This is a genomic window from Achromobacter pestifer, from assembly GCF_013267355.1.
In the GTDB taxonomy this organism is placed as follows: domain Bacteria; phylum Pseudomonadota; class Gammaproteobacteria; order Burkholderiales; family Burkholderiaceae_B; genus Achromobacter; species Achromobacter pestifer_A.
In genome coordinates this window covers 5,691,339-5,704,091 of record NZ_CP053985.1, presented here as the reverse complement: position 1 = coordinate 5,704,091, position 12,753 = coordinate 5,691,339, and the positions used below count along the sequence as shown (strand labels likewise).

General features: G+C 65.7%; 11 protein-coding genes. 7 read left to right on the top strand and 4 right to left on the bottom strand.

All coding sequences use genetic code 11. From position 1 onward, the window contains the following. Window positions 1-6: 6 nt before the first annotated feature. From FOC84_RS27005 to FOC84_RS26995, 3 genes are all read left to right on the top strand, one after another. Window positions 7-951, top strand: coding sequence for a GlxA family transcriptional regulator (locus FOC84_RS27005; protein ID WP_173147674.1), 945 nt, complete (start codon window positions 7-9; stop codon window positions 949-951). A gap of 144 nt (window positions 952-1,095) precedes the next feature. After that, window positions 1,096-2,232, top strand: a complete 1,137-nt coding sequence (locus tag FOC84_RS27000) for a CaiB/BaiF CoA transferase family protein (RefSeq protein WP_173150428.1) — start codon at window positions 1,096-1,098, stop codon at window positions 2,230-2,232. Continuing rightward, entirely contained in the window at window positions 2,229-2,837 is a 609-nt protein-coding gene (locus FOC84_RS26995; protein WP_173147672.1) for a DUF2889 domain-containing protein, read from the top strand. Before FOC84_RS27000 ends, FOC84_RS26995 begins: the two co-directional genes overlap by 4 nt. On the opposite strand, the gene FOC84_RS26990 is transcribed toward FOC84_RS26995, so the two are convergent. Beyond that, entirely contained in the window at window positions 2,834-3,613 is a 780-nt protein-coding gene (locus tag FOC84_RS26990; RefSeq protein ID WP_173147670.1) for an IclR family transcriptional regulator, read from the bottom strand. The two genes, FOC84_RS26995 and FOC84_RS26990, sit on opposite strands and share 4 nt — an antisense overlap. Before the next feature lie 206 nt (window positions 3,614-3,819). Between FOC84_RS26990 and FOC84_RS26985 the strand changes: the two genes are divergently transcribed. The 4 genes from FOC84_RS26985 to FOC84_RS26970 all read left to right on the top strand — a co-directional run bounded on the left by FOC84_RS26985 (window position 3,820) and on the right by FOC84_RS26970 (window position 8,309). Further along, the gene (locus FOC84_RS26985) at window positions 3,820-4,998 is read left to right on the top strand and encodes a thiolase family protein (protein ID WP_173147667.1); all 1,179 of its coding nucleotides are present in this window, start codon (window positions 3,820-3,822) and stop codon (window positions 4,996-4,998) included. 84 nt (window positions 4,999-5,082) lie between these two features. After that, window positions 5,083-5,847 (top strand): SDR family NAD(P)-dependent oxidoreductase, encoded by a 765-nt coding sequence (locus FOC84_RS26980; RefSeq protein ID WP_173147665.1) that lies wholly within the window; start codon window positions 5,083-5,085, stop codon window positions 5,845-5,847. Between the two features lie 42 nt (window positions 5,848-5,889). Next, the gene (locus FOC84_RS26975) at window positions 5,890-6,654 is read left to right on the top strand and encodes a crotonase/enoyl-CoA hydratase family protein (protein ID WP_173147663.1); all 765 of its coding nucleotides are present in this window, start codon (window positions 5,890-5,892) and stop codon (window positions 6,652-6,654) included. A gap of 119 nt (window positions 6,655-6,773) precedes the next feature. Continuing rightward, window positions 6,774-8,309, top strand: a complete 1,536-nt coding sequence (locus FOC84_RS26970) for an AMP-binding protein (protein ID WP_173147661.1) — start codon at window positions 6,774-6,776, stop codon at window positions 8,307-8,309. Between the two features lie 57 nt (window positions 8,310-8,366). Here the strand turns inward: FOC84_RS26970 and FOC84_RS26965 are convergent, their stop codons facing one another. From FOC84_RS26965 to FOC84_RS26955, 3 genes are all read right to left on the bottom strand, one after another. Beyond that, window positions 8,367-10,397: an NADPH-dependent 2,4-dienoyl-CoA reductase gene (locus FOC84_RS26965; protein WP_173147659.1), complete on the bottom strand. Its 2,031-nt coding sequence runs from the start codon at window positions 10,395-10,397 to the stop codon at window positions 8,367-8,369. 78 nt (window positions 10,398-10,475) lie between these two features. Beyond that, window positions 10,476-11,462 (bottom strand): Bug family tripartite tricarboxylate transporter substrate binding protein, encoded by a 987-nt coding sequence (locus FOC84_RS26960; protein ID WP_173147657.1) that lies wholly within the window; start codon window positions 11,460-11,462, stop codon window positions 10,476-10,478. 66 nt (window positions 11,463-11,528) lie between these two features. Then, window positions 11,529-12,695, bottom strand: a complete 1,167-nt coding sequence (locus FOC84_RS26955; RefSeq protein WP_173147655.1) for an acyl-CoA dehydrogenase family protein — start codon at window positions 12,693-12,695, stop codon at window positions 11,529-11,531. Between the last annotated feature and the right edge of the window lie 58 nt (window positions 12,696-12,753).

Sequence of the window (12,753 nt, the reverse complement as noted above, 5' to 3'; positions counted from 1 at the left end):
CCCCCAATGCACCGCATCGGCTACATACTTCCCGAAGGCTTCCAGATCATCGGCCTGGGCACGCAGGCCGTGTTCGAACTCGCCAACGTGGTGGCGCGCGAGCCCTTCTATGCCGTGGATAGCTACGCCCTGGACGGGGCGGTGCGCGCCTCGGCGGGCCTGACGGTGCAGGCCCGCCCGCTCACCGCCCGCAGCCAGGCCGACACCTGGCTGGTGACCGGCGTCCTTTCGCCCCTTGCCAGGCCCGTGGCGCCCGAACTACCGCGGCTGCTGGAAAAGCTCGCGCCCCGCTCGCGCCGCGTCGCCGGCTTGTGCACCGGCGCGTTCCTGCTGGCCGACGCCGGCCTGCTGGACGGACGGCGCGCCACCACGCACTGGCATTGGGCCGACGCCTTGCAGCAGCGCCATCCGCGCGTGCAGGTCGAGGTCGACCGCATCTATATCGCCGACGGACCAGCGTGGACCTCCGCCGGCATGACGGCGGAAATGGACCTGGCCTTGGCGCTGGTTGAGAAAGACCTGGGCGCGGAACTCGCGCGCGCGGTGGCACACCGGCTGGTCATGCATCAGCGCCGTTCCGGCGGGCAATCGCAGCACTCGGAAATGCTCAGGCTCGCGCCCAAGTCCGACCGCATCCAGCAGGCGCTGGACCATGCCCGGCGCAACCTCGCCCAGCCGCTGAGCGTGGAGGATCTGGCCCAGGCCGCCAGCCTGAGCCCGCGCCAGTTCAGCCGCGTATTCACGGCCGAGACCGGCCAATCGCCCGCCAGGGCCATCGAAGGGCTGCGGCTCGAAGCTGCGCGCCTCATGATAGAAAGCAGCCGGCATCCGCTGGAAGTGGTGGCCAGGGAAACCGGCTTTCGCGACCGGCGCCATCTGCGCGAGGCCTTCCTGCGCGGCTTCGGCATGCCGCCCCAGGCGGTGCGGCGCGACGCTCGCATGGCGCCCTAGATCAACCATCGGAAGACTTTTCCCATCAAGACCATCGTCTCGTTTTCAATTGCAAGAGCCATAAAAACTGACAATAATCGGTATCTGATAGCGTTTTTTGGATTTTTCGTCTCGTTTAATGAGACCGCAATGAAAGGGAGCACCATGCTGGCCGGCATCAGAATCGTGGAAATCTCGGCAATCGGTCCTGGACCATTTTGCGCAATGCATCTGGCCGATCTCGGCGCCGAAGTGATAGCGGTCGAACGTCCCGCGCCCGGCGAACCGGGCGCGGCCCCGGCGGCGGGAAATGTGCTCAATCGCGGAAAACGCTCCGTCGTCGCGGATATCAAGACCCAGGAAGGCCGCGAGATCGTATTGCGCCTGATCGAAGGCGCGGACGCCCTGATCGAAGGCATGCGGCCTGGCGTCATGGAACGCCTGGGACTCGGCCCCGATGTCTGCATGCAGAAAAATCCGCGCCTGGTATACGGGCGGATGACCGGTTGGGGGCAGACCGGGCCCATGGCTCAGGCTGCGGGACACGACAACAACTACATCTCGCTGTCGGGCGCGCTCTACTACCATGGCGGCCCATCGGAGCCGCCCTCCTCCGCGATCACGATGGTCGGCGATATCGGCGGCGGCGCCCTCTATCTTGCGGTCGGAATACTGTCCGGCATCCTGAACGCGCGCGCCACGGGTAAAGGCACCGTGGTCGACGCCGCCATCGTCGACGGGTCGGCCCACATGATGCAGCTGCTGCTGTCCTCCCGCAAAAAAGGACTCGTGACGGGACCGCGCGGAGAGAACGTGCACGACAGCTCTCATTTCTACGCGACCTATCGCTGCGCGGATGGCGAATTCATCACTATCGGGGCGCTTGAGCCGCAGTTCTATGGCCTGTTGCTGGAGAAGCTGGGCCTGCTCGAGGATCCGCGCTTTGCCCGGCAATGGGACCGGCAGCGCTGGCCCGAACTGCAGCAGCACCTGAGCGTGGTTTTCGCCAGCAAGAGCCGCGACGAATGGCGCGCGGTGCTCGAGAACACGGACGTGTGCTTTGCACCGGTGCTCAGTCCAGCGGAAGCCGCGCGCCATCCGCACATGATCTCCCGCAACGTCTATTTCGAAACGGAAGGCCACCTGCAGGCCAGGCCGGCGCCGCGCTTCGACGGCCACGCCAGGACGCCCGGGACGATACCCGCGCGCGGCCAGCATACTGCGCAGATCGTCTCGTTGCTGCGAGGCGACAAACCCGACTCCGCCTGGTCCGCCGGCGCGTCGACGGACCAGCGCGCATGAGCAACGACAGGAACGCACTGCCGACAAGTTCCGGCGCGCCCAGCCGCAAGACCATCCACACGCGCCGCGTGCATTGCACCGGATACCAGCGCAGCGATGGCTTGTTCGATATCGAGGCCGAATTGCACGACATCAGTGCCGCGGACACCGATCTGCTCTTCAAGGTCGTGCCGGCGGGCGGCGCCATACACCACATGCGGGTGATCATGACGGTGGATCGAGACCTGGTGATCCAGGACCTGCAAGCGCGGCTCCCCACGGCCCCGACCCCATACTGCGCGGCCATCGAGCCCGCGTACTCAGCCTTGAAGGGATTGCAGATTCGAAGCGGCTTCCGTCAACAGGTGAAGAGCATCGTTGGCGGCGTCCGGGGCTGCACCCACCTGACGGAACTGCTGGGACCGATGGCCACGACCGCCATGCAGACCATCCTGGCGATCAAACGCGGCGAGCGCAGCGCGCACAAGGCTGGCGGGAGCAGCGCAGACGCGCAGCCCATGCCGAAACCGCAGTTGCTCGACTCATGCCACACCTACCGGCAGGATGGCATGGCCGCGAAAATCCTGTGGCCGGAAAGCCGGCGTGCGGCCCGCGCGGACGCCTAGCCCGCCACCCCCAGGGACCCTTCCACATTGCGGACCAGGCTCACCAGCCGCGGCCCCACGTCCTCGATCAGCAGCTTGCTCTGCTGACTGAAGACCGGCAGCGCCGCCGAAAATAACCAGGCCTCGTTGTCGCGGCGGATGCGCATGGGCACCGAGATGCCTTCGACCTCGCGATGCAAGTCGCGGTGCCCGCGGCAAAAGCCGTGTTCTTCCAGATCGCGCGCCGCATCGGCCAGGCGCTCGCGCAGCAGCGCTTCGCGCTCCGGGTCCGCCGCCTTGAGTTGGTCCAGATAGCTGGCTCGCTCAGCCTCGGACATCGTCAACAGATAGGCGCGGCCGGAGGAAGTGCGCGACATGGAAACGTGCGTGCCTACCTCGGGACGATAGAGGCGGCTGCCCAGGCCCTGGGCGATTTCCACATAGGTCAGCGCATTGCCGTACCCGAGCATCAGCTGGACCTGCCCGCCCAGATAGTCGGCCAGCTCCTGCATCAAGGGCCGCGCCAGCTGCCGCACCGTCATGCGGGCCAGCGCGGGCGCGGCCATATTGAGCATGCCCACTCCCGGGACGTACTTGGACAGCCGCTCCGAATAGCGCAGCAGACCCAATTCGCACAGGGTATCGAGCAGCCGGAACAAGGTGGGCTTGGCCAGGCCGGTGCGCTCGATCAACTCCCGGCTGCTGAGTTCCTGCGCCGTCGGGGTAAAGCAGTTGAGGATGGAAATGCCTCGCGCCAATGCGCTTACCAGCCGCGCATCGCCTTCGTTGTCCGTCATAGCTGAAGAATTGAGCATGTGTATGGATAAGTGTGGTTTTCTGATACCCGAGTCTCGAAACAAGTGTATCGCCCTACGTGTTTTTGGTCACGAATATATTATTTTGGGTTTACTTTCTCGTTTTTCAATATGATAATCCCAAACAAGGACTAGTAAAAGGCGAATTTCAATACTGCAATCTCATTAAAAGCAATACGGAGACTTGAATGCAACATGCCGTCATCGTCGACACCATCCGCAGCCCGATGGGCCGCTCCAAGCCAGGATCAGCCTTCACCGATCTGCATGCCACCGAGCTGCTGGCGCAGGTCCTGAAGGGTCTGGTGGAACGCAACAAGCTGGATCCGGGCCTGGTCGACGATGTCGTCACCGGCTGCGTCACCCAGGCCGGCGAACAATCGGGGGGGCCGGGCCGGGTGGCATGGCTGGCGGCAGGATTTCCCGAACATGTGCCCGCGACCACCGTCGACCGCCGTTGCGGCTCCAGCCAGCAAGCCGTGCATTTCGCCGCGCAAGGCATCATGGCTGGCGCCTATGAGGTCGTCATCGCCTGCGGCCTCGAGTCGATGAGCCGCGTGCCCATGGGCTCGGCGCGCATCGGCCAGAATCCGGTCGGCCCCTCCATGCTGGCGCGTTACGCTCCCGGCCTGGTTTCGCAAGGCGTCTCGGCCGAACTGGTGGCGGCCAAGTACGAACTGTCGCGCCAGGAGATGGACAGCTATTCGGCGCGCTCACACCAGTTGGCCGCCGCCGCGCGCGAAAACGGCGCCTTCCGCCGCGAAATCCAGCCCATCATCACGCCCAACGGCGTGGTCGAGCACGACGAAACCATCCGGCCCGGCACCTCGGTGGAAAAGCTGGGCACGTTGCAGGCATCGTTTCGCACCGACGAACTGAGCGCGCGCTTTCCCCAGATCGGCTGGAACGTGACGGCGGGCAATGCATCGCAAATCAGCGACGGCGCCTCGGCCATGCTGCTGATGAGTGAATCCATGGCGCAACGCCTGGGCCTCAAGCCGCGCGCCCGCTTCGTCTCGTTCGACGTCCGTGGCGACGACCCCTTGCTGATGTTGACCGCGCCCATCCCCGCCAGCCAGCGCGCACTCAAGAAGAGCGGCCTGACGCTGGACCAGATCGACCACTACGAAATCAACGAAGCCTTCGCCTGCGTGCCGCTGGCCTGGCAGCGCGCCCTCGGCGCCGACGCCGCGCGCCTGAACCCGCGCGGTGGCGCGATCGCGCTGGGCCATCCGCTGGGCGCATCGGGCGTGCGCCTGATGACCACCATGCTGCACGCGCTGGAAGACAGCGGCGGCCGCTACGGCCTGCAATCCATGTGCGAAGCGGGCGGCATGGCCAACGCCACCATCATCGAACGCCTGTAAACCGGCGCACTCGTCTGCACGGGTCCGCGTCCACTGGCGCGGGCCTGCCCCTGCATGGCAGACCCCCAATCAAGGAGACAAGCAATGAAACTCGAAAACATGTCCGCAATCGTGACCGGCGGCGCTTCCGGCCTCGGCCTGGCCAGCACCCGCCGCCTGGTGGACCGCGGCGTAGGCGTGGTGGTCGTCGACCTGAATGAAGAACGCGGCAATGCCGTGGCCGACGAGTTCGGCGCCAAGGTCCGCTTCGTCAAGGCGGATGTCTGCAACCCCGAGCAGATGAACGCGGCCTGCGACGCCGCCGAATCGCTGGGCGCCCTGCGCGCCCTGGTCCATTGCGCCGGGCTGGGGGGGCCAGTGCGCCTGGTGGAAAAGGACGGCTCGCCGGGCTCGCTCGAAAAGTACGAGTCCATCGTGCGCATCAATCTGATCGGCACCTTCAACACGCTGCGTCTGGCGGCCGCCCGCATGGCGAAGAATGAGCCGGTGGACGGCGAGCGCGGCGCCTGCGTGCTGACCGCGTCGGTCGCAGGCTACGAAGGCCAGATCGGGCAGATTCCCTATGCCTCGGCCAAGGCAGGCATCATCGGCATGACGCTGGTGGCGGCGCGAGACCTGGCGCAGCGCGCGATCCGTGTCTGCACCATCGCTCCCGGCCTGTTCGACACGCCGCTGCTGGCCAAGCTGCCTGAGAACGTGCGCGCCTCGCTCGGCGCCATGGTGCCCCATCCCGCGCGGCTGGGCGCGCCGGACGAATTCGCCTCCACCGCGCTGCATATCCTGGAGAACCCCATGCTCAATGGCGAGACCATCCGCCTTGATGGCGCCATCCGCATGGCGCCGCGCTGAACCTGCCAGCACCGCATCCGGCATAACCAAGGAGTCTCACTGATGAGCGACACACTGCAACTGGAAACCCGCGGCAACACGCTGCTGATCACCATCAACCGGCCTCAGGCGCGCAATGCCATGGACTTCGAGACCGCAACCGCCCTGGCGGCCGCGCTCGACCAGCTGGAAAGCCGCGACGACCTGAGCGTGGCCATCCTGACCGGCGCTGGCGGCACCTTCTGCTCCGGCATGGACCTGAAAGGCTTCTTGGAAGGCAAGCGTCCGAGCCTGCCCGGCCGCGGCTTCGGCGGCCTGACCGAAAAGCCGCCGCGCAAGGTGCTGATCGCGGCCGTCGAGGGTTATGCGCTGGCGGGCGGCTTCGAGCTGGCGCTGGCTTGCGACCTGATCGTATCGTCGACGGCCGCGAAATTCGGCCTGCCCGAGGTCAAGCGAGGCCTGGTGGCCGCCGCTGGCGGCCTGATGCGCCTGCCGCGCCGCATTCCGTATCACATCGCCATGGAGTACGCGCTGACCGGCAACATGCTGGAGGCCAGGCAGGCGCATGCGTATGGCCTGATCAACCGCCTGGCGGACCCGGGCCAGGCGCTGGATGCCGCACTGGCGCTGGCCGATGAGATCGGCGCCAACGGCCCGCTGGCGGTCGCGGTCAGCAAGCAGGTCGTCGCCGAGTCCGTCGACTGGAGCACCGCGGAAATGTTCGAACGCCAACGCGCCTTGACGGCCCCCGTGTTTTCCTCGGCCGATGCGCGCGAAGGCGCCTCCGCCTTTGCGGAAAAGCGCAAGCCGGTCTGGACAGGCAAATAGGAAGCCACAGCCCTGCGCATTCCCGTCATGCCGCACGCCCTGCCCATGACGGAGACCATGCAAGGACAATCATGCGGCAAAGACCGCGCGATAAGAAGAACGATAGGAGACTGAAGGCAATGTATGACAACTTGGAGCGCTGGGCGCTGGAGCAGCCAGACAAGCCGGCGGTATGGCTGGAGGACACCCCAGAGCCGCTGCGTTATCTGGACTTGCATCGCCGCTCTTCGCAGGTGGCGCAATGGCTTTTGTCGCTGGGCCTGCCCTCGGGCTCAGGCATCGCGATGCTGATGGAGAACGGCTTCGAGTTCTTCGAAGTGCTGTGGGGCGCACGCCGTGCAGGACTCTACCTGACGCCGATCAGCCCGCATCTGAAGCCGGCGGAAATCGCCTACGTCCTGCAGGACTGCGGCGCTGGCGTCATTGTGGCCACGGCCGAACTGGTAGAACTGGCCGGCCAGGCGGCCGCAGCCGGCGGCCAGGCAATTCCGTGCTACGTCGCCGGCAGGGACGCATCCGGGGCCGGCTCCCTGGAACCGCAGCTAGCGCGCTTTGATGGCGCCTCGCTGCCGGCGCCGCCTCCCGCGGTCGGACGCGAGTTCCTGTATTCGTCCGGCACCAGCGGCAGGCCCAAGGGAATACGGCGGCCCCTTACACCCTACGCGGACCGCTACAAGGAAACCTACGACTTCGCGTCTTGGCGCGATTCCTATGCCTATACACGCGATAGCATCTATCTGTCGCCCGCGCCGCTTTATCATGCCGCGCCGATACGCCATGGCCACCGGGTGCTCGACATAGGCGGCACGGTGGTCGTGATGAAGCGCTTCGACGCCGAACGGGCGCTGGACTTGGTGGACCGCTACAAGGCCACCCATAGCCAATGGGTGCCAACCATGATGATCCGCATGCTGGCCCTGCCGGAGGAAGTCCGCGCGCGCTACGACGTGTCGAGCATGCAGATGTTCATCCATGCTGCGGCGCCCTGTCCGGCCGACGTCAAGCGCCGCATCATCGAATGGTGGGGTCCGGTGGTCACCGAATACTACGGCGGCTCCGAAGCCATAGGCCTGACGGCCATCGGCAGCTACGAAGCGCTGTCCCGGCCCGGTTCGGTGGGCCGCGCCACGCTGGGAGTCGTGCACATCGTCGGCCCCGACGGCGAGGACCTGCCTCCCGGACAGCAGGGGCTCATCTGCTTCTCCGGCGCACCGCGCTTCGAATACCACAACGACCCCGCCAAGACCGCCGCGGCCTACGACGAGAAAGGCCGCGCCTCGTATGGCGACATCGGCCACGTCGATGCCGACGGCTACCTCTATCTGTCGGGCCGGCGCACCGATCTGATCCTCTCCGGCGGCGTCAACATCTATCCGCAGGAAGTGGAAATTCTGCTGACCGGCCACCCGGGAGTGCGCGACGTGGCGGTCATCGGCGTGCCCAACGACGAGTTCGGGCAAGAGGTCAAGGCCGTGGTGGAACTGGACGATCCGCGCGCCGCAAGCCCGGAACTGGGACAGGCCCTCATCGACTACTGCCGCGCCCATCTGTCCCACCTGAAATGTCCGCGCAGCGTCGATTTCGTGGCCCGGCTGCCGCGCCACGAGAACGGCAAGCTCTACAAGCGTCTGTTGATGGAACAGTACACGCGCTGAACGGTGCAAGCTTGGGAAAGACCTGGCGGGCACGGGCGCAAGCCCGCGCCCGCTCTCTTATATTTCCGCAGCCACGCGGGTGGCCTGGTCGATGGCCCGCTTGGCATCGAGTTCGGCTGACTCGTATGCGCCGCCTACCAGACGTGCCGCCATGCCCGCGCCCTGCAGATCGTCGAACAAGGTGCGCAACGGCGTCTGGCCGGCGCATACGATGATGGTATCGACACGGAACAGTTCCGGCACGCCGTGAACCCGGGTGTGCAGCCCCTGGGCATCGATCTTTCCGTACTCGACGCCGGCGACCATGTGCACGCCTCGCCGCTGCAGCGCCATGCGGTGGGCCCATCTGGTGGTGCGGCCCAGACCCTTGCCCAGGACATCGGTCTTTCTCTGCATCAGCCACACCTCCCGGTCGGCCTTCGTCACGACGGGCGTCACTCCGCTCACGCCGCCGCGCGGATGGTTCTTGAAATCGATGCCCCACTCGCGGGCAAAGACGTCGATCTCGAGCGCCGCCGATATGCCCTCATGGGTGATCAAGGTCGCCACGTCAAAGCCGATGCCGCCGGCGCCCATGATGGCCACCCGCCTGCCGATGGGCTTGCGGCCCAGGATGGCATCGATATACGGCACGACCTTTGCATCGTCGATGCCCGGCAGATCGGGAATGCGCTGGCTGACGCCGGTCGCCACCACGATCTCTTCAAAACCCTCCGCCTTCAGCATGGCTGCGTCGGCAGCCGTGTTCAGACGCAGCGCGATGCCCAGCGTTTGCAACTTGCGCCTGAAGTAGCGCAGCGTTTCGTGGAACTCCTCCTTGCCTGGAATCCGCTTGGCCAGGTTGAACTGGCCGCCGATTTCCGCCCCCCTCTCGAACAAGGTGACGTCATGACCGCGCTCCGCGGCCGTGGTGGCGAAGGCAAGGCCGGCGGGCCCGGCGCCGATGACGGCGATGCGCTTGCGGCGCGGCGCGGGCGCGATCCTCAGGCTGGTTTCATTGCAGGCGCGGGGATTCACCAGGCAAGTCACCTGCTTTCTACCGCTGAAGGAGTGATCCAGACAGGCCTGATTGCAGCCGATGCAGGTATTGATCTCATCCTCGCGGCCCTGGCTCGCCTTGTTGACGAGTTCGGGATCGGCAAGCATCGGCCGCGCCATCGAGACCAGATCGGCATCGCCGCGCGCCAGCACATCCTCGGCCACTTGCGGCATATTGATCCGGTTGCTGGTGATCACCGGAATGTTCACCTCCTTGCGCAGCCGGCCGGTCACGCCGGTGAACGCGGCGCGGGGCACCATGGTGGCGATGGTGGGCACCGGCGCCTCGTGCCAGCAGAAGTGCGTGCTGAGGATATCGACGCCTTCGGCCTCGAGCGCCCGCGCCAGGGCAACCACCTCCTCCCACGCCAGCCCCCCTTCCAGCATATCCATTGCCGAAATGCGGAACACCAGCATGAAGTCCGCCCCGACGGCGGCGCGCACGGCGCGGACCACCTCGAGCGGCAGGCGCATGCGGTTCTCCCATGCTCCGCCCCAACAGTCCGTGCGCAGATTCGTTTTTTCCACCAGGAAAGTGCTGATCAGGTAACCGGCCGACCCGATGATCTCCACGCCGTCGTACCCGGCCAGCCGCGCCATGCGGGCGCATTGCGCGTAATCCTCGATCACCTTGCCGATGCCCGCCTGCGTCAACGCTTGCGGCGTGTACCGTCCAACCCGGGACTTGACGGCCGAGGCCGCAACGCAATCTGGCGTGTCGGCCAACGGTCCCGTGTGCAGAATCTGCATGCAGATCTTCACGTCGGGAGCCGCCGCATGCACGGCATCGGTCACCAGCCTGTGCTGAGCCGCTTCCTCTGGCGTCGAGAGCTTCGATCCGCGGCCAGCCTCGCGGCTCGGAAACACGCCGCCCGTAATGATGGCGCCCACCCCGCCGCGCGCGCGCTCGGCGTAATAGGCGGCCATGCGCTCGTAGGCGTCGGGCTGTTCCTCCAGCCCCGTGTGCATGGAACCCATGATGATGCGGTTCTTCAACTTCACGAAGCCCAGGTCCAGCGGCTCGAAAACGTGGGGATAGCGGTTTGACATGCACGTACCTCATATTCGCTACCTGGCGTGCGCGACGGCATTTTGCGCGGCCCACGCCAAATGAAGGGCGCTGCCCGCCTATTGCTCGACTGGCAGCTTGGCCAGTTTGATGGCAGCGCCCCAGGCCGACTTTTGCTGGCGCAGGAAATCGCCGAACTCCTGCGGCGTACTGGCGCGGACGATCAGTCCGTTTGAGCCAGCCTGGCTCAACAGATCCGGCGCCGTCATCGCCTCGCGCAACGCCTTGGAAAGCGCTTCGACCACGGGCTTGGGCGTATTGGCCGGCGCCACCATGCCCCCCCATGGCGACACGTTCACCAGCGCCTGGCCGCTCTGGGCCAGCGTCGGGACGTCCGGCAACAAGGGGCTGCGCTCCGGCAGCAGCACGGCCACGGCCCGCGTGTTGCCGTCCTTCTGCAGCGCAGGCAGCACCGCCGGCGTCGCCCAGGCAATCTGCACACGGCCGCTGAACAGGTCCGCCACCATCGGCCCCTCGCCCTTGTACTGCGCGCGCACCAGGTCCAGGCCGGCGTCCGCCATCAATTGCTCGGTGGCCAGAATGGCCATGGAGCTGGACGCGCCGTACGCGTACTTGCCGGGATTGGCCTTCAGGTGCGCCACGACTTCCGCCAGGTCCTTGCCCGGCACGCTCTTGTGCACCATGAGGAAAAAGGTGAAGGTGACGAACGACGACAAGGGCGTGAAATCCTTCAGCACGTCGTAGGGCAGCGACTTGCGGATGTTGGGCGCATAGGACAGTCCCGTGGCCGTCGCCAGCCCGATGGTGTAGCCGTCCGGCTTGCTGCGGGCCACGTCCGCCATTGCCAGCACCCCGTCGGCGCCCGGCTTGCTTTCCACCACCACCGGCTGGCCCAGCAGCTTGTGCATCTGCGCCCCCAGATGACGCGCGGCCACGTCCGCCGCGCCGCCTGGCGCCAAAGGGATTACCAGGCGTATCGGCTGCCTGGGCCAATCGGTCTGGGCCACGGCAACCCGCGCCAGACCGCTGAGTTCAAGAGCGCCCAGACACAGCAATTGGCGGCGCGACAATTTCATCGGTGGCATTTGCACAGCTTGTCTCCTCTTATGGGTTGGTGTATTGCAGTGCGATCGTCGTTCAATAGGCCGGAATCAGCCGACCACGCTGCGCTCCATCGCGCGCGCGATCAATTCCTTCATCACTTCATTGCTGCCGCCGTATATGCGCCCCACGCGCGCGTCGGCATACATGCGCGCTATCGGGTATTCGGTCATGTAGCCGTACCCGCCGAACAGCTGCAGGCATTCGTCGATGACTTTGCACACCGTGTCGCTGACCCACCACTTGGCCATGGCCGCAGTGGGCAGATCCAGCTCGCCCTTCATCGCGCGCAGCACGCAGTCGTCGACAAAGCTCTGCGCGACGGCGGCCATGGTCTGGCACTCGGCCAACTTGAAACGGGTGTTCTGCATCTTCAGCAACGGCTCGCCGAACACCTTGCGCTGCGCCACATAGGCCAGGGTCTCCTGCACCGCCAACTGCAGCGTCGCGACGCCGCCGGTCGCCACGATCAAGCGCTCGCGCGGCAACTGATTCATCAATTGCATGAATCCCCTGCCTTCCTCGGCGCCCAGCAGATTGGCGCACGGCACGCGCATGTCGTCGAAGAACAGTTCGCATGTGTCTATGCTGTGCTGGCCGATCTTGTCGTGCAGATTGCCGCGCCGGTAGCCCTGCTGCCCAGCGGTTTCGACGACGATGATCGACAGGCCCTTGCCGCCTGCCTCATTGCCGGTGCGCGCCACCACGCAGACCAGATCCGCATGCCAGCCGTTGGTGATGAAGGTCTTGGAGCCATTGACGACATAGTGATCGCCCTCGCGCCGCGCGCTGGTCCGCAAGGCCTGCAGATCGGTCCCCGCGCCAGGCTCCGTCATGGCGATGGCAGCGACCATCTCGCCGGTCGCCATCCTGGGCAGCCAACGCCGCTTCTGCTCTTCGGTGCCGAACTGAAGAATGTAGTGAGCGACGATGCCCGAATGCACATTGTTCGAACCCGCGCCGACCTGGGCCCGCTGTTGCTCCTGGATCACCACGGCGTCGTGCCTGAAGTCCCCGCCGCCTCCGCCATAGGTCTCGGGAATGCTCACGCACAAGAGCCCCGCTTCGCCCAGTTTGTACCAATAGTCGCGATCAACCATGTGCGAAGCGCGCCAGCGTGGCTCGTGGGGGACCGCCTCGCGCTTGTAGAAGCGCGCTGCGGTATCAGCCAGCAGTTCGAGGTCTTCTGTGATCCAGGGAGAAGTGCGTTGCAACATCTGGAAGTTCCTATGGATTCTGTGCGCCTGCACGGCGGATTTTGAGACAAGCACCACG

Bases quoted from the DNA above. Each gene is read 5' to 3' on its own strand.
- FOC84_RS26985 (WP_173147667.1), top strand. From the start codon at position 3,820: ATGCAACATGCCGTCATCGTCGACACCATCCGCAGCCCGATGGGCCGC.
- FOC84_RS26990 (WP_173147670.1), bottom strand. From the start codon at position 3,613: ATGACGGACAACGAAGGCGATGCGCGGCTGGTAAGCGCATTGGCGCGA.
- FOC84_RS26955 (WP_173147655.1), bottom strand. From the start codon at position 12,695: ATGTTGCAACGCACTTCTCCCTGGATCACAGAAGACCTCGAACTGCTG.
- FOC84_RS26965 (WP_173147659.1), bottom strand. From the start codon at position 10,397: ATGTCAAACCGCTATCCCCACGTTTTCGAGCCGCTGGACCTGGGCTTC.
- FOC84_RS26960 (WP_173147657.1), bottom strand. From the start codon at position 11,462: ATGCCACCGATGAAATTGTCGCGCCGCCAATTGCTGTGTCTGGGCGCT.
- FOC84_RS26980 (WP_173147665.1), top strand. From the start codon at position 5,083: ATGAAACTCGAAAACATGTCCGCAATCGTGACCGGCGGCGCTTCCGGC.
- FOC84_RS26975 (WP_173147663.1), top strand. From the start codon at position 5,890: ATGAGCGACACACTGCAACTGGAAACCCGCGGCAACACGCTGCTGATC.
- FOC84_RS26970 (WP_173147661.1), top strand. From the start codon at position 6,774: ATGTATGACAACTTGGAGCGCTGGGCGCTGGAGCAGCCAGACAAGCCG.
- FOC84_RS26995 (WP_173147672.1), top strand. From the start codon at position 2,229: ATGAGCAACGACAGGAACGCACTGCCGACAAGTTCCGGCGCGCCCAGC.
- FOC84_RS27005 (WP_173147674.1), top strand. From the start codon at position 7: ATGCACCGCATCGGCTACATACTTCCCGAAGGCTTCCAGATCATCGGC.
- FOC84_RS27000 (WP_173150428.1), top strand. From the start codon at position 1,096: ATGCTGGCCGGCATCAGAATCGTGGAAATCTCGGCAATCGGTCCTGGA.